Source organism: Kribbella sp. NBC_01484, assembly GCF_036227145.1.
Lineage (GTDB): Bacteria > Actinomycetota > Actinomycetes > Propionibacteriales > Kribbellaceae > Kribbella.
This window is the reverse complement of sequence record NZ_CP109437.1, coordinates 5,588,503-5,606,667: the sequence shown is the minus strand read 5'-3', so window position 1 is coordinate 5,606,667 and position 18,165 is coordinate 5,588,503. Positions and strand designations below refer to the sequence as shown.

At 68.8% G+C, this 18,165-nt stretch carries 16 protein-coding genes; 5 read left to right on the top strand and 11 right to left on the bottom strand.

Going from position 1 to position 18,165, the window contains the following annotated elements; genetic code table 11:
- Positions 1 to 86: 86 nt before the first annotated feature.
- The gene (locus OG555_RS27615; RefSeq protein WP_329475458.1) at positions 87 to 1,418 is read left to right on the top strand and encodes a nuclear transport factor 2 family protein; all 1,332 of its coding nucleotides are present in this window, start codon (positions 87 to 89) and stop codon (positions 1,416 to 1,418) included.
- A 154-nt stretch (positions 1,419 to 1,572) separates the two neighbouring features.
- Positions 1,573 to 3,759 carry a bifunctional SulP family inorganic anion transporter/carbonic anhydrase gene (locus OG555_RS27610; RefSeq protein WP_329475457.1) on the top strand — a complete coding sequence of 729 codons (2,187 nt, stop codon included), beginning with the start codon at positions 1,573 to 1,575 and terminating at the stop codon, positions 3,757 to 3,759.
- Here OG555_RS27610 and OG555_RS27605 read toward each other — a convergent pair.
- The 5 genes from OG555_RS27605 to OG555_RS27585 form a co-directional block, all read right to left on the bottom strand.
- Entirely contained in the window at positions 3,711 to 4,475 is a 765-nt protein-coding gene (locus OG555_RS27605) for a phosphatase PAP2 family protein (protein WP_329475456.1), read from the bottom strand. The two genes, OG555_RS27610 and OG555_RS27605, sit on opposite strands and share 49 nt — an antisense overlap.
- Before the next feature lie 753 nt (positions 4,476 to 5,228).
- Complete coding sequence (locus tag OG555_RS27600) at positions 5,229 to 6,107, bottom strand: neutral zinc metallopeptidase (protein WP_329475455.1); 879 nt, start codon at positions 6,105 to 6,107, stop codon at positions 5,229 to 5,231.
- Entirely contained in the window at positions 6,104 to 6,526 is a 423-nt protein-coding gene (locus OG555_RS27595) for an aconitase X swivel domain-containing protein (RefSeq protein ID WP_329475454.1), read from the bottom strand. The genes OG555_RS27600 and OG555_RS27595 overlap by 4 nt, the downstream gene beginning before the upstream one ends.
- Positions 6,523 to 7,749, bottom strand: a complete 1,227-nt coding sequence (locus OG555_RS27590) for an aconitase X catalytic domain-containing protein (protein ID WP_329475453.1) — start codon at positions 7,747 to 7,749, stop codon at positions 6,523 to 6,525. The genes OG555_RS27595 and OG555_RS27590 overlap by 4 nt, the downstream gene beginning before the upstream one ends.
- A 9-nt stretch (positions 7,750 to 7,758) precedes the next feature.
- Positions 7,759 to 9,912: a S41 family peptidase gene (locus tag OG555_RS27585; RefSeq protein ID WP_329475452.1), complete on the bottom strand. Its 2,154-nt coding sequence runs from the start codon at positions 9,910 to 9,912 to the stop codon at positions 7,759 to 7,761.
- 111 nt (positions 9,913 to 10,023) lie between these two features.
- Here OG555_RS27585 and OG555_RS27580 point away from each other — a divergent pair, with 111 nt between their 5' ends.
- Entirely contained in the window at positions 10,024 to 10,728 is a 705-nt protein-coding gene (locus tag OG555_RS27580; RefSeq protein WP_329475451.1) for a M50 family metallopeptidase, read from the top strand.
- Here the strand turns inward: OG555_RS27580 and OG555_RS27575 are convergent.
- A complete protein-coding gene (locus tag OG555_RS27575; RefSeq protein WP_329475450.1) occupies positions 10,725 to 11,501 on the bottom strand; it encodes a DUF5995 family protein in 777 nt (258 codons plus the stop codon). The two genes, OG555_RS27580 and OG555_RS27575, sit on opposite strands and share 4 nt — an antisense overlap.
- A gap of 26 nt (positions 11,502 to 11,527) precedes the next feature.
- On the opposite strand from OG555_RS27575, the gene OG555_RS27570 reads away from it, so the two are divergent.
- Positions 11,528 to 12,118 (top strand): hypothetical protein, encoded by a 591-nt coding sequence (locus OG555_RS27570; RefSeq protein ID WP_328522176.1) that lies wholly within the window; start codon positions 11,528 to 11,530, stop codon positions 12,116 to 12,118.
- Here the strand turns inward: OG555_RS27570 and OG555_RS27565 are convergent.
- Together OG555_RS27565 and OG555_RS27560 are read right to left on the bottom strand one after the other, a co-directional pair.
- On the bottom strand, positions 12,115 to 13,638 hold the full coding sequence (locus OG555_RS27565; RefSeq protein WP_329475449.1) for a phospholipase C: 1,524 nt from the start codon (positions 13,636 to 13,638) through the stop codon (positions 12,115 to 12,117). The two genes, OG555_RS27570 and OG555_RS27565, sit on opposite strands and share 4 nt — an antisense overlap.
- Positions 13,639 to 13,743: 105 nt before the next feature.
- Positions 13,744 to 14,826: an aldo/keto reductase gene (locus OG555_RS27560; protein ID WP_329475448.1), complete on the bottom strand. Its 1,083-nt coding sequence runs from the start codon at positions 14,824 to 14,826 to the stop codon at positions 13,744 to 13,746.
- On the opposite strand from OG555_RS27560, the gene OG555_RS27555 reads away from it, so the two are divergent.
- Positions 14,825 to 15,325 carry a mycothiol transferase gene (locus OG555_RS27555; RefSeq protein WP_329475447.1) on the top strand — a complete coding sequence of 167 codons (501 nt, stop codon included), beginning with the start codon at positions 14,825 to 14,827 and terminating at the stop codon, positions 15,323 to 15,325. The two genes, OG555_RS27560 and OG555_RS27555, sit on opposite strands and share 2 nt — an antisense overlap.
- Here OG555_RS27555 and OG555_RS27550 read toward each other — a convergent pair.
- The 3 genes from OG555_RS27550 to OG555_RS27540 all read right to left on the bottom strand — a co-directional run bounded on the left by OG555_RS27550 (position 15,318) and on the right by OG555_RS27540 (position 18,153).
- Positions 15,318 to 16,436, bottom strand: coding sequence for a hypothetical protein (locus tag OG555_RS27550; RefSeq protein WP_329475446.1), 1,119 nt, complete (start codon positions 16,434 to 16,436; stop codon positions 15,318 to 15,320). The two genes, OG555_RS27555 and OG555_RS27550, sit on opposite strands and share 8 nt — an antisense overlap.
- Positions 16,436 to 17,305 carry an exodeoxyribonuclease III gene (locus OG555_RS27545; protein ID WP_329475445.1) on the bottom strand — a complete coding sequence of 290 codons (870 nt, stop codon included), beginning with the start codon at positions 17,303 to 17,305 and terminating at the stop codon, positions 16,436 to 16,438. Before OG555_RS27545 ends, OG555_RS27550 begins: the two co-directional genes overlap by 1 nt.
- A gap of 71 nt (positions 17,306 to 17,376) precedes the next feature.
- Positions 17,377 to 18,153 (bottom strand): uracil-DNA glycosylase family protein, encoded by a 777-nt coding sequence (locus OG555_RS27540; protein WP_329475444.1) that lies wholly within the window; start codon positions 18,151 to 18,153, stop codon positions 17,377 to 17,379.
- Positions 18,154 to 18,165: the final 12 nt, after the last annotated feature.

Here is an 18,165-nt window from a genome sequence, read left to right as displayed (position 1 = left end):
CTATGGCAGTAATTAGTGCTGTCTTCCGCCCGCCACGATCGGTTCGTAGCGTCATTGCCGAGTCTAGGTGAAGGAGCAGGACGGCCATGAGAGCAGTGGTTCCGGTGGACACCGGCAGGATCGGATTCGCGGAGGTCGACGACGTCCGGCCGGGCGCGGACGAGATGGTGATCGAGGTCGCGGCGTTCTCGATCAACCGCGGTGAGACGTTCCAGCTGGAGCGGCCGCAGGACGGGTGGCGACCCGGCAAGGACATCGCCGGCCGGGTGATCGAGGCCACCCCTGACGGTCCGCCGGTCGGCACCCGCGTGGTCGCTCATCTCCCACACTCGGGCTGGGCCGAGCGCGTGACCGCACCGGCCACCCAGGTCGCCGTACTGCCGGACACCATCTCCTTCGCGCAGGCCGCCGCGCTCCCGCTGGCCGGACTGACCGCGCTGCGCTTGCTGCGTACGGCGGGCAGCGTGATCGGACGGCGGATCCTCCTGACCGGCGCGTCCGGCGGAGTCGGCCACTATTTCACCGAACTCGCGGCCGGCGCCGGCGCATCCGTCACGGCCGTCGTCTCGTCCCCCGCCCGCGGCGAGCGACTGCTCGAACTCGGTGCCCAGGATCTCGTGTACGACGTCGCGGACGCACCCGGACCGTACGACCTCGTCTTCGAATCCGTCGGCGGCCAGAGCCTGCCGGTCGCGTTGTCGAAGCTGGTACCGGGTGGTGACCTGATCTGGTTCGGCGAGGTCAGCCGGCAACCGGTGACGCTCGATTTCTTCGACTTCTTCACCGCTCCCGAGGCGGCGCGCATCCGGCACTTCCACTACGTCCACGGCCGCGACGACGAGGACCTGGCAACGCTGGTCCGGCTGGTTGCGTCCGGCCGGCTCCACCCGGAGCTCGGCCGCGTCGAGGACTGGTCCTGGACGGACGTCGTACTCGATGACCTGCGTGAGCGTCGCATCCGCGGCAACGCCGTACTGACCCTGCATGAGGAGGAAGCACCACCGATGGATCCGAAGACCGTTGTGACCCGGTACGTCGAGGCGGTGGCGGCGGGTGATCTGCCGACGATCCGCGCCAGTTTCGCGCCCGACGTCGTGTGGACGTATCCCGGTGACCTCCCGCTGTCCGGAGACTGGAAGGGACGGGACATGGTCGTCGACGAGTTCCTCGGTGCGGCCGCCGGCAACCTCTTCGCCCCCGGTACGCCGGTGACGATCAGGCTCGTCAACGTCATCGCCGACGGCGAGCAGGTGTTCGCCGAGTGGACCGCACAGGCGACCGCCCGCGCCGGTGGTGCCTACGACAACAAATGTGGCGGAGTCTTCACCGTTCGGGACGGCCTGATCGTCGCGGTCCGGGAGTACCTCGACACCGACCACGCCCGCCGGGTCCTGTTCGCCGGCGAATCGATGCCCTGAGCAATCGTCAGCTTTCGGCGCCCCAGGCAACGAATTGGAATCGGCGCTACTCCGGCTTTGATCGGGTCAGTACGATGGGTCACCAGATCGACACTCTTTGTTTCGACGCCTGATGCCCGAGCAGTTGCCCAGAGCACCCGACGCCGGAGGACCCGTGCCGACCACGTCACCTTCTCCTACCGCCACCGAACGCGTTTCCTGGCGGTCCGTTCTTCACCACGACCTCCCTGCCTCGCTGGTGGTCTTCCTGATCGCAGTACCGCTCTCGCTGGGGATCGCCGCCGCCTCCGGCGCCCCGCTGATCGCCGGCCTGGTGGCCGCGGTGGTCGGTGGGGTGGTCGCCGGTGTGCTCGGCGGCTCCCCGTTGCAGGTCAGCGGTCCGGCCGCCGGCCTGACCGTTGTCGTCGCCGGCCTGGTCGGTCAGTTCGGCTGGGCCGCGACCGCCGGCATCACCTGCGCCGCCGGCCTCGTGCAGATCCTGCTGGGCGTCACCCGGATCGGGCGGCTCGCCCTCTCCCTGTCTCCCGCCGTGGTGCACGGCATGCTCGCAGGCATCGGCGTGACGATCGCCGTCCAGCAGGTGCAGGTCGTGCTCGGCGGCAAGGCGCAGAGTTCCCTGATCGAGAATGTGGCCGCGCTGCCCACGCAGCTGATCGCCCATCACGGTCACTCCGTCGTGGTCGGCGTACTGACCGTCGCCATCGTGCTGGCGTGGCCCAGACTGCCCAAGGTCAAGGTGATTCCGGCACCGCTGGTCGCCGTGGTCGCGGTGACCGCGCCGGCCGCGGTCTTCATGGTCGACGTCGCCAGGGTCGCTCTACCCGACCGGCCGCTGCAGGAACTGATCATGCCCGCGATCCCCGATGGCACGCCGTGGGAGATCGTGACCGCGGTGCTGACCGTTGCCCTGGTCGCCAGTGTCGAGTCGCTCCTGTCGGCCGTTGCCGTGGACAAGCTTCATCGCGGCCGGCGCAGCAACCTCGATCGCGAATTGATCGGCCAGGGCGCCGCGAATGCGGTGTCCGGAGCGCTCGGCGGCATGCCGGTGACCGGCGTGATCGTGCGCAGCTCCACCAATGTCACGGCCGGCGCGCGGACCCGCGCCGCCGCGGTCCTGCACGGCCTCTGGATCGCCGCGTTCGTCCTCGCGGCCGGCTCGATGCTCGAGCTGATCCCGATGGCCGCGCTGGCCGGCGTCCTGCTCGTCACCGGATTGCGCCTGGTTCAGCTCGCCCACATCCGCACGTTGCGCCGGCACGACGAGTTGCTCGTGTACATCGTGACCGCGGCGGGCGTCGCCGTACTCGGACTGGCCGAAGGTGTCCTGGCCGGACTGGCGCTCGCGATCGTGCGCGTGCTGTACCGACTCGCCCGGGCGACAGTGACCACAACCGAGAACGACGGGCTGTGGACCGTGCGGATCCGCGGCACGCTCGTGTTCCTCGGGGTTGCGTCGCTCGTCCGGACACTGCGGTCGATCCCAGCCGGCGCCCGCGTCCGGGTCAACCTGGACGTCGACCATCTCGACCATGCGGCGTACGAAGCGATCGAGGACTGGCGGCGTGGACACATCGCCCGCGGTGGTTCGGTCGAGCTCAACCGGGCGGCGTTCCGAGCGGCGATGCACTTCGATCCGGCGCGGCGGCTGATGCCCTGGCAACCCCAGGTCATCCCCGAGCCCGACCAGCGGGTCTCGATGCTGGACGGGATCCGTGAGTTCGAGGCCTCGGCCGAGCTGATCCGGCCGATGCTCGCGAAGCTGGCGGCGGACGGGCAGCGGCCGGCGCAGCTGTTCATCACCTGTGCCGATTCGCGGATCGTGCCGACGATGATCACGACCAGCGGTCCAGGCGATCAGTTCTGCGTGCGGAACATCGGCAACCTCGTTCCACCGAAGGGCTCGAACAGCAACTCCGTCGACGCCGCGATCGAGTACGCCGTCGACGTCCTCGGCGTGAAGTCGATCGTGGTCTGCGGTCACTCGCACTGCGGCGCCGCCGCGGCCGCACTGGAGGCGAACGTCCCGGCCGGTTCCGGCCTGCAGAACTGGCTACGTCACCTCGAGCCTTCGGTACGCCGTGCGGTCGGGCTGCCGGACATCGTCGACCCGGCGACCGGCGTGAAGTTGTCCCCGGCCGACAAGCTGTCCGTCGCGAATGTCGGCGTACAACTGGCGAACCTTCGCAGCTTCGCCTGTGTCCGCACGGCAGAGGCCGAAGGGCGGCTCGAACTGATCGGGCTGTGGTTCGACATCGGTGCGGCCGCGGCCCGGCTGGTGCTCGACCGCGAGCCCTATCTGGTCCGCGCCGACGAGGAACTCGCCACCGCGGGCAGACGCTGATCGAGCTGGGAGACGTCGGCGGGGATGCGTACCCGCCGCGCGTCGAAGAGCAGGAGCAGCGGGAGTGCCAGGGTGATCGCGACCAGGCCGTCGAGCCAGTAGTGGTTGGCGGTCACGACGACGACCGTGAACGTGAGCAGCGGGTGTGCCATCCACAACCAGCGCCAACGCGAGCGAGTGGCCCGGATCAGGAACACCGCGACCATGAACGCCCAGCCGACGTGCAGGCTCGGCATCGCGGCGAACTGGTTCGCGACTCCCGAGTCGGTGCTCGCTCCGTACACGGACTGGCCGAGCAGTACGCCGGTGTCCACCCAACCCGGCATCATCCGCGGCGGCGCGAGCGGGAAGAACATGTGCCCGATCAAGGCCAGCCCGGTCAGCGACGCGAGCGCCCAACGCGCTTTCCCGTACTCAACCGGCCGCCGGATCATCAACCACAGCAGCACCAGCGCCGTCAGCGGGAAGTGCACACTCGCGTAGAACACATTGGCGAGGTCGGCCAAACCGTGGACCCGCAACGCCTGCTGCTGCACGGCCGCCTCGCTCGGCAGGCCGAGCCAGTTCTCCCAGCGGATCAGCTCATCGGCATGCTTGTACGCCGATCCGGTGTGCTCCGCGGACAGGAATCGGCCGAGGTTGTACACCCCGAACAGCACCGCCAGCAGTGCGATCTCCCGCACGACCCGCCAGATTCCGCCCGGCGGTCTGGTCACCGTCGGACGTGATGACGGTTGTCCCACCCGCTCCAGAGTCATCTGCGCCACGCCGACCCCCAGCTCAAACCGAACACTCGTTCTCCGAACTTCCACCCTGCTCCGACGGCCGCCCGAAAATCAAGAACGGTCATTCGTTTTCCTTGTGATCCCTGGCACTCTTTCAAATTATCGCAACCTGCTGATAGTTGCGAAGAATATGAACCAATTCACACCTACGGAGACCAGGCCCGCCACTCGGTTCGCTCAGGGTGGTTGGGAGTAGCTCGAAGCCGAGGTTGGGTGCAGCTCGACAGGACGTATCGGTCCAGGGGCACTCGTCGGGCCAGGCATTCACGCCTGGCCGCGGCCGGCCGGGCCGGCGCCAGGGCGGACACATCCTGTCGAGCTGCACACCCCAGCCACATCCGCGCCCCCGGGGCTGCCGCCGTACGCAACCGACCAAGCCTGCGCGGCAGATGCGGTGACCGGACCCCGCCCGGCTTGCTGGCACCGGCACCGGCACCGGCACCGATCCCCGCAACCTGGGACACCTCCTGGGATCCTTGGACAGGTCCTGCCATGTCCGAGGTCCCCACTACCTGTCCGAGGTCGCCCTGTTCGTCGGCGCGGTCGCCCTGCGTGTGGTCGCCCGGCGCATCGACGGCGACCACGCCCGCACCGGCTACGCCCGGGCGGCTGTTGCCGGTGTGGTCAGCGTGCTCCTGCTCGCGCGTGCGCGGTCCTGTTCGCGGCAAGCGCCGGGCTCGTGCGTCAGCCGACCAGGGTCGGGTCCGCTGTGTAGGTGTCGCAGGCTGACGGGCCGGCCGCCTCGAAGCCGTTGAAGTGCCACAGCGCGAAATTCGCCACGTCCCCGTGGTCGTGGTCGGGATCACGGCTGTTCCGAATGGCCTTGTTCCGCAGGTCGAGCCATTCGCTGTCGACCGGGAAGGACTCCTGGTCAGCGCCGAAGTAGGCGCCGCCGAAGCAGTGTGCCTGAAGCTCGACTCTCCGGCTCTCCTCCCGTTGCGCGTCGGCCCCGTTGGCCGTGGTCTCCCATTCGTACTCCGCCAAGCGCATCCCGGTCAGCGCCTGGACGTGATGCCCGTACTCGTGCGTGATGGTCAGCGCCATCCAGGCCAGCGCCACCCCGGGGCGGCGCTTGTAGTCGTCCAGGTTCTCCTGTGCGCCCAGGTAGATGGTGTCCCCGCAGTAGAACGCCCAGGCGTCGTCGCCGTGACATGGCGAGGTCGGCGACTTGCCCGGTACGACGGCCAGCTTCGGTGGAGTGAAGGTGAACCCGGCCTTCCGGATCACCGGTGCCCACGCCTTGTTCAGGCAGGCGACGAACTCGGCGTAGTAGGTCTGGACCTTCCGCAGCGAGGTCGCCGGCATCGCCGGCTCCACACATCGCGGCGCCGTGAGCTTCCCGGCCCGGTAGATCGGATTCCGCGTGAGCGCCGCCGGTTGAGGTGGCCTGGAGACCCGCGCGGTCGGCGCCGTGGTCGGGACCTTCGTCGGTACCAGCGATCGCACCTTGGCGGTCGCGGATGCGGCTGACTTCCTCGCGGTAAAGGGACCGTCGGTCGGTGTGCAAGCGGAGAGCAGGACGACAGCGGCAGCGCAGAGGGCGGCCGCACGCCTTGTGTTCACCGACTGACTGTAGACCAGGTGATCGTGGCCCGGTCAGGACGGGCCACGACCTGGACTAGTCCGTCGGCCGGGAGGGCGTCGTACTGGTCGGCGACGACGACTGGGGTTGCGAGGGCGTACAACTCGTGGGCGATGAGGGCGCCGAGGGGGATGATCGGGTCGGGGCGGCCGAGGATGATCGCAGCGGGAGCGGTCCGGGTGCGGATCTGTTCGGCGAGGACGCTGGAGGCCGAACTGGAGCCGCGGCCGGACTCCATCAGGAGGATGCGGCCGGCCAGGATTGCGCCGCACTGGGGATGGTGGGCGTCGATGATGCGACCGTCTTCGTCGGTGCCACCCCAGAAGGACAGTGGCGCGGTGAGGCGGATGGCTTCGCCGGACGCCGTGCCGGGGTGCAGTGTGCGGGCGGTGACGATCATGAGTCGAGCACGACTCGGCCTGCGCGCGCGGAGGCGACGCATTCCTCCAGCGATCCGAGGACCGCGGAGACGTTGATGTTGCCGGGAGCGTAGTGCGCCCACTTGCCCGAGTTCGTCATCACGTTCTTCCAGCCGGGCGCGAGGATCGACGTCACGTAGGTGCAGGTGTCGACGACCACGGTCACACCTGCGGCCTCCAGCACCTGGAGTACGCCGGTCTCCGCCGCCCGCGCTCGCGTCGCCCGACCGGTCGACAGATAGAAGGGCACGTTCAGCGCGGGTCCGTTCCCGACGAGTTCGGCCAGTCGAGCACATTCGCCGTACGACGCGTGCGGCGTACCGACGCTGACCGCATCGAGCTTGCCTTCGCGGAACGTCGACAAGCCTCGCCGGACCTCCCGCAATGTGGCGAGGTGAACCTCGTGCACCGGCAGCCCATCCAGCGAGGTGGGCGCCTCCGGCGTCACGCCGACCGCGTGGAACAACGCGACTCCCCCAGCCGACGCGGCCGCCGCACCGAAGGCCTTCAGCTCGTCCTCACCGACATCCGCCGGAATCCCTACCAGCACAGGGATTTCGGCACCAACCACCGATCCGACGTGATGCCCCAGCAGTGGATACGCCAGGTCGGACTCCAGGAATCGACCCAGCGGACGGCAGTCGAACACCACGGTTCCCCGCCGCGCCTCAGTCGTCTGGAGGCCGGAGTACGGCGCTCGCCCGGTGATGGCGGCGCAGATGTCGAGGAAGTCGCCGTACCGATCGGTCCGCGCGCCGAGGACCGAGTTGGCGAACACGATCGCATTCGACTCCGCCCACGCCACGTGCTCGCCGAGACCCGGCCGGTTCGGCAGCTGGTACGGCGCACAGGTGAAGGTCGGCGCACACCCGAGAGCTACGTACGCCGACATCAGCTCACGACCCGCGGTCGCGAGGTCCCGGTCACGGACCAGCCCAGGATGCAGGAGATCCATCGAGCCGACGTTCAGCGTGGTTGGGACGCGGACCTTCGCACCCAGGTCGGCCAACCGGTGCGCGAAGTCGAGACTGACCTGGCCGTGGTACAGGCATGAGTCGACATGCGCGGACGTGATCTCGACCAGCCGCGGCGCGTCGGAGATCCGCGCCTGCGCCACGATCACGCGCATCGCGAGCGCGACACCATCTCCGCTCTGACCGCCGAGCATCGCTTCTTCCTCGGCGGTCAGGTGGAGACTCTGCATGCGTCGAAGCTAAACCTTCTGCCGGCGCGAGGCGACCAGCGCCCCCGATTCGTAGCCGTCGGCGCGTAGGCCCTGGCCGGCGGTGACCTCGAGGATGTCGATACTGAGCGGCATCCCGGTCAGGTCCTCGGAGCTGATCGGGCGGTCGTCCAGGTAGATGTCGACCCGGTCGATGCCCTGGACATCGATCGCGACGGTGAGCGTCGTACCGCTGAAGGTCGTCTTCAGGTCGAGCCGGCGGACCGGCCTCGCCGCGAGCAGCGAACCGGCCCTGTTCAGCAGGTCGACGTTGCCTTCGAGCAGATCGGCCTGGGTCAACTTGTGGGTCTCGGTCGGCTTGACACCGAGATCCTCGACCGGTGTGCCGGACAGCGCGCCGACGCGCAGAGTCCGCCGGATCGCGACCCGCATGTTCGCCCCGTTCGGCAGCGCGACGTACGGCGAGGTCTCGTCCGGTGGCGGTGGTTCGTTCAGCAGCGAGGCGAGCAGACCGTGGGTCCACACGTTCGCGCCGCCCGCGCCGGTGTTGTCGTCGACGCCGAGGATCGTGCCGACGGCGTGGTCGGCGAACCCGGCGGCGAAGATGTCGGTCGCCGAGTACACCCGGGCGTCGGTGATCAGCACCACCGGGCCGAAGTACTTCTGGCCGATGTCGTTGGCGCCGTCCACGGGCGTGATCGGCTTCGACGCCGAATACGCCGCGCCGGTCTCGGTGGCCAGGTCGAGCGAGTCGAACCACGGACCGAGGTCGATGCCGGCCGGGTTGTCCTTGTGCCGGCGGCAGATCCGGAGGTTGAGCGGCGTACTGATGAACTGCACCGGCTCCGGGTCGATGTGCCGCGGCGTCATCGTCTGCAGGGTGAATTCGCTGGCGTAGATGTGCCCGCCGCCGTTGGCGCGGACGTCGACGATCAGGCCGTTCTGCGGCAGCATCGCGGCCAGCCGGACGAACTCGTCCCGGAACGCGACCGGGTCCTGAACGCTGAACGTGAAGATCCGCAGGTGCCCGAAGGTCCCGGACGGCGTCACCACCTCGCGGGCCCGGAAGACACCAGGCATCGTGGTCGGCAGGTCGGCGCCGCTGACCGCGGCCGGGGTGCGCAGCTCGGCCGAGCTCTGGCCGCGTTCGAGGTCGACGACGTCGGGGACGTACAGGGTCTTCTTCGCGCGGGCCTTCTCGTCGGAGTCGAGGTCGAGTCCCATCGAGGCGGAGGTCGCGTTGACCGCGTCGAGGTCGGTCATCGGCGGGAGGTTGGTGGTGACCTTCCATTGCTCGCGCAGCTCTTGGGTTGAGCCGTCGAGACCGGTGTAGGTCAGCGTCACCCAGTCCTCGTCCGGCGGTGCCTGGATCACCAGGGGTCGCAGGGTGAGCGACTCCAGGCCGCGCGCGAGGTTGGCGGCGTCGTTGCTGCCGGCGAACACGGCGCCGTTCAACGCGACGGCGCGAGCGATCGGCGTACCGTTCCAGTGCGTCACCTCGGCTCCCTTGCCGAACTGCGGCGCCTGATAGCCGGTGATGGTCTGGGTGATCAGGTAGTGCTCGGCGCCGGCCGGGTCGTAGCACTTCTCGATCATGAACGGCAGGAACGCGATCTTCCCCGCGAACGGGACCGGCAGCAGGTAGTTCGTGTGCAGGTCGCGGACCGAGTGGAAGATGCTCGACATCGCGCGATGGAAGATCCATTCCGGTTCCATCGTGTCGCTGGTCTGACGCTCCATGTGGGCTCGCATCACGCGCAGGCGCTGCAACGGGTTGACCGCGTGCATCGCGACCTTCAGCGGCAGATGCGCGTAGTTCTCACCGAGCAGCAGGAGCGCCTGGTCGACCAGGAGCTTGCGCTGGTCGAGCGTCAGGGTGCCGGCCGATTCGAGGAAGTCCGGCAGGGGTACGACGGCTGCCTGCGCGGCGGCCGCCTGCGTCGTCGTGGTGGTCCCCCGGTTTGCCGTCGTACTCGCGATCGACTTGCGGGCGGCGCGTTTCGTCGCCGTGGCGGTCTTCGCCGGCTCTTGCCGGGCCGTGGTCCGCGGCGCCGCAGTCTTCCGCGGCGCGGTTGTCTTCTTCGCTGCGGCAGTCTTCCGCGCCGCGGTCGTCTTCTTCGCTGCGGCAGTCTTCTTCGCCGCGGTCTTCTTCCCCGTGCCTCTCGTGCTACGTGGCTGAGACATCGCTCCCCCAATACGGCGGCCCCTCCCCGGGCCGCGATGCCTCCACCGTCGTCCGCGCGTGTGGTGATGTCAACGGCCAGCGGTTGACCACCTGGCTGCAAGGATGGGCGCGTGAGTGAGTTCTGGGACAGCATCACGTCGGCGCAGCCGGACCCGTCGCTGAAGGTGGTGATCGGCACGGGTGTGGTCGCGCTCGTGCTGATCGCATGGCGGCCGTTCTGGCGGTTGACCCGGCAGGTCATAACGATCGCCCACGAGGGTGCGCACGGCCTGATCGCCGCCCTGGTCGGACGGAAGCTGGCCGGCATCCGGCTGCATTCGGACACGTCCGGCGTCACCGTGTCCCGTGGCCGTCCGACCGGTCCGGGGATGATCGCCGTACTGCTGGCCGGCTACCCCGGGCCCGCGCTCTTCGGCCTCGCCGCCGCGTTCGTCCTGAGTCGTGGGTACGCCGTTGCGCTGCTCTGGGGACTGTTGGTCGCGCTGGTGATCCTGCTGCTCCAGATCCGCAACCTTTACGGGCTCTGGTCGGTGGTGGTCTTCGGTGCTGTCGTCTTCGGCGTGTCGTGGTGGGGATCGCCCTCGGTGCAGTCCGCGTTCGCTCAGCTGCTCACGTGGTTCCTCCTGCTGGCGGCGCCACGTGCCGTGCTCGAGCTGCAGCATTCACGCCGCGGCGGGCAGGGGCGGAGTTCGGATGCGGATCAGTTGCGGCGACTGACCGGCGTACCGGCGTTGCTGTGGGTCGGGATGTTCGGCCTGGTGACGCTGGCGTGTCTGGCGCTCGGTGTCGTGTGGTCCGGGGTGCTGCCGGGCTAGGGCGGTGGCGGCAGGGTCACTCCGAAGCCGGTGATCGCCAGGCGGAGCAGGACCTGCCCTGGTCTGAGCAGGTCGGCGATCTTCGCCGCACTCAGCAACTCCAGTTCCGCGAGACGTTGTGCATAGCCGCCTTGGACGCGGGCCTGCTGCAGTTCGATGGTGTTGTGCCAGACCTTCTGCCGGGACTCGCGCAGGAAACGCTGTGACGACAGGCGGTTGAGCGGTGTCAACGCCGCGTCGAGCAGACTCTTCGCACCCGATGCCGCCAGCTCGTCGTCCTCCGCGCCCACGCGTTCCGCGAGTACGCCGTCGATCCGCTCGTGATCCCGGCGCCGGCGGTCCATCAGGAACGGATCGCCGAAGTCGTCGTCACTGATCACGGCGAGCAGAGCCTGCGGCAGGTCGTAGTTGACGTGCGCGTTGATCCCGAGCAGCACGTGCCGCAAGGCAGGCAGGTCGGGCGGGGCGTCGAACGCAAGCCGCCACGGCCTGGCCACGGGGATCCGCCGCTCGTCCCCCGCCACCTTCGCCGCCGGCCGGCCCGCGAGATCCGCGTCGTGGGCCCGCAGGTAGAGCTCGGCGAATTTCACGTCCCAGTCCTCGACCCACGCCGGGTCCTCGAACCGGGCCCGATCGATCGCGTCACCCACCGCCTGCGTCGTGCGCAGGTACGTGCCGAGGAAGATCCGCCGGTGCGTGAGTTCGGCCGGCAAGTCGTCCAGCCGCTGCCGCATTCGCGCGACGACACCGGCCACCGGTTTACCATCGTTCATCGGATCTCCCAAGGGGGGAGGGATCAATGCGGGGCAGAACAGATCCACTGTCCTTCGACCCGGTGGTCGTCGGCAACCGTGAGACGGACGCCTGGGCGGCCTACTACCGGCACGAGTGGCGGCGGTTCATGGTCGCGTCCGTCGGGATGGTCGCGGCCGGCTTCGGGATGTCACCGGGCCGCACACTCGCCGGAGCCTGGTATGTACTGCGCGCGAACCAGATGTGGTCGCCGTACCCGGACAACCAGCCGGATGCGGCCCGTGCGTACATGCGCCGCTTCTACGAGCTGGTCGCACGCGCCAACGGTCTCCACTTCGACCCGGCGCGAGCCGCGCGCCTGGAGGTCGAGTGGTGGCGCGTCCACCGGGCGAACCAGCACGACGAGTCGGTCACCGAGGAGCAACTCGAGGACGCGCTGATCGATCTCTACGCCTACGTGTACGGCGCCGCCGACCGTGAGACGCTCCGCCCGGCCGCGAGCAAACGGGTCGAGGCGATGCTCCTGTCCGACCAATGGGTCCAGGCAGGCCGGCATCGCGACGACCCGTTGCTCGCGGCCGAGCGGCGTGCGCTGGTTGCGTCGTACGCCGCTCTCCGCGCTGCTGTCGAGCGTTAGTGCTGCACGGGCTGGCCGGAGACCGGGTCCAGGTAGAGCGACTTGTTCTTGTGGTGGAAGTCGAACAGGTTGCCCAGTGAGCCGGCCTTCTCGTCGAACGAGTAGTTACCGATCGGACCGGTCTTCCAGTTCTCCTCGACGAACTTCAGGATCGACGTCTGGTCGGTCGTGCTGTGGTCGACGAAGTTCTGCTTCGCGTACGGCGAGACGACGAGCAGCGGCAGCCGGGGACCGTAACCGCAACGGTCCTGGTAGCCGCCGGCGATCCGGGCGGCGTTCGTACCGCAGGTCCTGTCCATGGTGAGCCCGTCGTGCGCGGGGTCGTTGGACTGGTTCACGACCGGGCCGACCTGGTGGTCGTACCAGCCGTCGCTGTCGTCGTACGCGATGACGACCGCGGTGTTCTTCCAGTCCTTGGTCTTCTGCAGCCGGTTGATCGTGTCGACGACGAAGTTCTGCTCGTCCAGCGGGGTCGAGTAGCCGGCGTGACCGTCCTGGTACGCCGCCGCCTTCAGGTAGCTGACCGCCGGCATGCTGCCATGGTCGACGGACGCCCAGAAGTCCGTCAGGTCGTACTGGTGGTTCGCCGGGCCGTTGTTCCCGATCTCCGTGACCGACGCCGGACGGACGTGCTGCAGGTTCTGGGTGCTCTGGTAGTACTGGAACGGCTCGTGGTGCGGGATGTAGTCGACGCTGCTGACCCCGCCGATGTCGGTGTGCTTCGCCGTACAGTCCGCGAAGCCGCCCTGGAACCAGCCCCAGCTCACACCCTTGGCGTTGAGCAGGTCACCGACGTTCTTGTTCTTCTGGTCCGTCACCGTCGAACTGTCCCGGGTGTTGCACTTGTCGCCCGCCGGCTGCGGGTCACCGATCATCGTGCCGGTCGCGGCGGGCACGGCCTCCCCGTCGGCGCTGAAGCCGTGGGTCTGACCCGACACCAGGTTGATCGCGCCGGGCGACGACGGACCGTAGTTGGTCCCGTACGAATTGTCGCTCATCGCAAAGTGCTGCGCGTAGTTCCACAGGCCGGTGACGGTGTTGCCGTCGTAGTACCCCATCACCAGGCCCTTGCCGTGGCCATAGTCCGCGCAGGTGCCGGCACCGCGGCCGACCGTCTCGACCACCTTGTCCATCAGGCCGGAGTGCACCGCCAACTGCTCGTCGGTGTAGCTGTGGTCCTGGTCGCAGGTCTGCGCCTGGTCGCGGCCGAGGCGGAACGGCTGGGCGGAGTTCGGGTTGTTCGGCGCGGCGAGCGGGGTGTTCAGCCCGTTCACACTCGGCGTGCCGGCGGCGGCCGCGAACCGCGGTTCGCCCGCGGGGTTGGCGGCGTTCGGGTACGTGGCGAAATAGTGGTCGAACGACACGTTCTCCTGGAAGATCACCACGAGGTGCTTGATCGGGGTGGCGGTCGGCGCCCCCTGATCGTGGCCCAGGGCAACAGCCGGCACCGTGGCGGCGGCGACCAGTACCGCCCCGAGCCCGGCGGCCAGGGGGATCCTGCGTTTGGTCCGGACGAACACGTCTGACTCCTTCGAGGTGTCGCGGGCCGGGAGCCACCGGATTGATGGCTCGTCAGCCCACCTAGCCTCTCCCCCATACCCCGGCCGGACCCAAGCCATTCCAGGTCAGGCGCGCCCACCGATGATCGGCCGGCCCCGCTGGGTCACGCCGGGGCCGCCGTACGGGTAGTCGGCCGCGCCGGGGTCGCTGGCCTGGTCGAGCTTCGCCGTCTCGTCCGCCGTGAGGTGGAGATCCGCGGCGGCGAGGTTGTCGTCGAGCTGTTCCAGGGTGCGGGCGCCGAGGATCACCGAGGTCATCGCGGGACGGTCGACCAGCCAGGCGAGAGCGACCTGCGCCATCGAGTTGCCGCGTGCCACCGCGATCTCCCGGACCGCTTCGACGACATCACGCACCCGCTGGTTGCGGCTCCGGCGGTGCCATGACTCGACCCCGCGGTCCGGATTCTCCCCGAGCCGGGTCGCGCCGGTCGGCTCCTCGTCGAAGGAGTACTTCCCGGTCAGCCAGCCACCGCCCAGCGGCGACCACGGCAGCAGGCCGAGTCCGTTCTCCTGCGCGGCCGGCACGACCTCCCACTCGATCTCCCGCACCAGCAGGTTGTACTGCGGCTGGAGGGTGACCAGCCGGGACCAGCCGCGGTGCGCGATCAGGTCGCACGCCTTCTGCAGTTGCCACCCGGTGAAGTTCGACAGACCGCCGTACGAGATCTTCCCTCCGCGTACGGCGTCCTCCAGGAAGCCGAGCGTCTCCTCGAGCGGCGTGACCGGATCCCACGCGTGCAACTGGTAGAGGTCGATGTGATCGACGCCGAGGCGCTGCAGCGACGCGTCCAGGGCGCGGCGGAGGTGCCGGCGGGACGTCCCGACGTCGTTCGGTCCGCCGCCGGTCGGGAACCGGCCCTTGGTGGCGAGGACGACGTCGTCGCGCGCGGAGCTCTTCGCGAGCCAGCGGCCGACGATCTCCTCGGACCCGCCACTCGAGTACACATCCGCGGTGTCGATGAAGTTGCCGCCGGCCTCGACGTACCGGTCCAGCTGCACGTGTGAGCCGGCCTCGTCGGTCTCGCTGCCGAACGTCATGGTGCCGAGCGCGTAGGTGGAGACGACTGCGCCGCTCGTGCCCAGGGTGCGATATTCCACGATGATCCCTTTCTCGGAACTGTCCCACCCGCAGACTACGGTGGCGGTCATGAAGACGAGTGAACTGCTGATCGACGCACACAGCCGGATCCAGGAGGTGCTGCACGACGTCGTGGAGGGTCTCGACGACAAGACGCTCGCGACCCGGCCCGGTGACACGGCCAACTCGATCGCGTGGCTGGTCTGGCACCTGACCCGGGTGCAGGATGACCATCTGGCCGACGCCGGTGGCTACGAGCAGGTGCACACCGCGGACGGCTGGCACGAGCGGCTCGGCCTCCCGCTGTCCGCCGGCGACACCGGGTACGCGCACAGCTCGGAGCAGGTCGCGCTGGTCCAGCTCTCGGCCGAGCAGCTGCTCGGGTACTACGACGCCGTGCACGCGCGCACGGTCGAGTTCCTGAAGACGGTCACCGACGAAGGTCTGGACCGGATCGTCGACCGCCGGTGGACCCCGCCGGTCACGCTCGGCGTGCGACTGGTCAGCGTGATCGACGACTGCGCCCAGCACGCCGGCCAGGCGGCGTACGTGAAGGGTCTGCTCAGCTGAGGGTGGTCTGCCAGAGCGAGGTGCCGGCGATCAGGTAGAGCTTGTGATCCGGCATCTGCACGGTGTCGGTCACCTGACCTTCCGGGCCTTGTGACTCCTGGACGGTCCAGTGCCCGTCCTGGCCGGTGAGCACCTTCACCTTGTTGTCCTGAGCAACGATCTGGACGATCTTGCCGCCGTCGACGACCGGCGGCGGCAGTTTGTCCTTGTCACCCACCGGGATCGACGGGACACCCGGGAGCCGCTTCGCCGTACCGGAGGCGTCGAGCTGCCAGATCGCGAGCTGACCGTCGACGTACCCGGAGATCACACAGTCCTTGCTGCAGGTCGCGGTGATCGCCTGGCTGCGGTTGCCGGGCTCCGGCAGCGCGATCCGGGACCAGCCCTGGTTGAGCTTGGTGGATCGCCAGACGGCCGCCTCCTGGGCGACCACGTTCGGCGCGAGGCGGACCTGGGACCCGACCAGGACGATGCTCTCGCCGAGCGTCGTACCGAAGCCGGGACCGACCAGGAGGGACGGCGTGCTCTGGAGCGCGGTCTTCGCCGGGTCCTGCCGGGTCCATTTGGCGTCGCCCTGCGGCAGCCACACCATGGCGTCGTTGCCGGTCTCCACACCGCCCCACGAGCCGAGCAACGCGCGGCCGCTCGGGGTGATGACCGCGCTGTAGAGGTCGCCTGCGGTCTCTCCGCCGAAGGTCCAGAATTCCTGTGGACGCTCGATGAGTCCGGTCTGCGGCGTGCCGGTCCACACCGTCCAGCGGGTGTTGGAGTGGGCTCCGCCGGCTGCTCCACCGAGGGCGAGCAGCTGCTTGCCGTCGTACGCGATCGAATACCAGATGGCCTCGAAGGCGTACGGGCTCGCGCGGTTGGGCTTCACGACGATCGACTTGCGCTGACCGGTGTGGTCGAGGAGCTGGAGCTCGGGGACGACCTCGGCACCGCGATGGCGCAGGCCGATGAGCAGCTGGTCGTCGTAGGCGGTGAGCGTGACGGGCTCCGCCGTACCGACGTCGACCTTCGACCAGGCGACCGCCGCCGGGGCGGCGGGCTTCTCGTGACTACAGGCGGCGATGGTCGCGAGCAGCAGCGCGACTGCGAACAGGCGTCGCATCAGCGGCTCTGCGGGAGTTTGGTGGTCTTCTTCCGGCCGGTCCGCGGCGCGGACGGCGGTGGTACGACCGGGCCGATGTCGCCGTCCGGCGCGGTGTCGAGGTCGATGATCACCGGCGCGTGGTCACTCGGCCCGGTCCCCTTGCGAGCCTTGCGATCGATCCACGCCGCCTTCACCCGCGCGGCGATCGGATCGGTCGCGAGCATCAGGTCGATCCGCATCCCGAGGTCCTGGTGGAACATGCCGGCCCGGTAGTCCCAGTAGCTGAACACACGCTGATCCGGCCACCGGTCACGGACGACGTCGTGCAGATCCTTCGCGGCCATCAGGTCGGCCAGCGCCTGCCGCTCGGGCGGGGTCACATGGGTCTGGCCGACGTACGCCGCGGGGTCGAAGACGTCGGCGTCGGCCGGGGCGATGTTCATGTCGCCGCAGACGATCTGGTCAGCCGGGCCGGAGGAGACGACGTCTCTGAGGGCTTTGAGCCAGGCCAGCTTGTACTGGTAGTGATCGGAGTCCGGGACGCGGCCGTTGGGCACGTAGAGCGAATGGATCCGGATGCCACCGCACGTCGCCGCGACCGCCCGGGCCTCGGGATGCGGGAACCCGGGCGCTCCGGCGATGCCGGTGACCACGTCCTCCAATCCGGTCTTGGACAGCAGGGCGACGCCGTTCCACTGTGGTTCGCCGTACAGGGCCGTCTCGTAGCCGCGGCCGGCCAGCTCGTCGCCGAGCAACGCGGTGAACGCGTCGTCGGCCAGCTTCGTCTCCTGCAGGCACACCACGTCGGGCTGCCGTTCGTCCAGCCAGCCCAGCAATCGGGGCATCCGCTGCTTCACCGAGTTCACATTCCAGGTCGCCACTCGCACTGGACCAAGGTAGACCCGACTACGGACCATTTTCATGGTTCCGTCGTCTGACGAGGGACAGCCGAGCGTGATCAGCCGAGCTTTGGTGCCCGCCAGACCAAGGTGTTGAGGAGATCGGTCGACGGTCGTTCGACGCTGTTGTTGTGCTTCGGCTTGTCCTTGCGGCCCCACGCGTCGTCGCCCAGCCACGGCGGTACGCCGAACGGCAGGTCGCGGGCCGGGATCGGTGCGTAGTCCGACTCGAGGAACTTCGGGCCATAGTTCGGTACGGCGAGATCACCGTCGGGATCCGGGGTCACGATGGCCCGCAGGTCGGTGATCGCCTGCCGCCAACTGTCGACCAGCTTCTGGGGCTCGCGGCTCGACGGATGTGGCACCTCGAACACCGGCACGTCCGGCTTCCTGTCCCACAGCCGCACCGCGGACCGAGCCTGCGCGCCGAACGCGACGATGGCCTGCAACTGCTCGCCGGTGATCATCTGGAGCAGGGTGTTCCGCCAACTCAGGTGATCTGGCTGCGACAGCAGCGGCGCGGCTTGCTGGGCAAGCGACGGCCGCAGCGCGTACGCGTAGGCGTTGACGAGCGAGTAGCTGCGGGTCAGGCCGAGCTTCGTCAGGAAACCCTGCACCCGTTGGCCCGCGTCGCCGACCAGCGTGCGCCCGGCGACACGTTCGGTCGGGCCGGGATCGGAGGCGATCGCGAGCAGCCGGGCGCTGCGGTTCAGCCGGCCGCGGTAGAACACCGGGCCCCAGTCGTACCAGAACAATTCCTGGAAGTCCGCATAACTCGGCACTTTCGCGAAGTGCCGCGCCACCACGGCGGGCGGGCCGGGATCGAAGTCAGCCATCGCAAATACCTC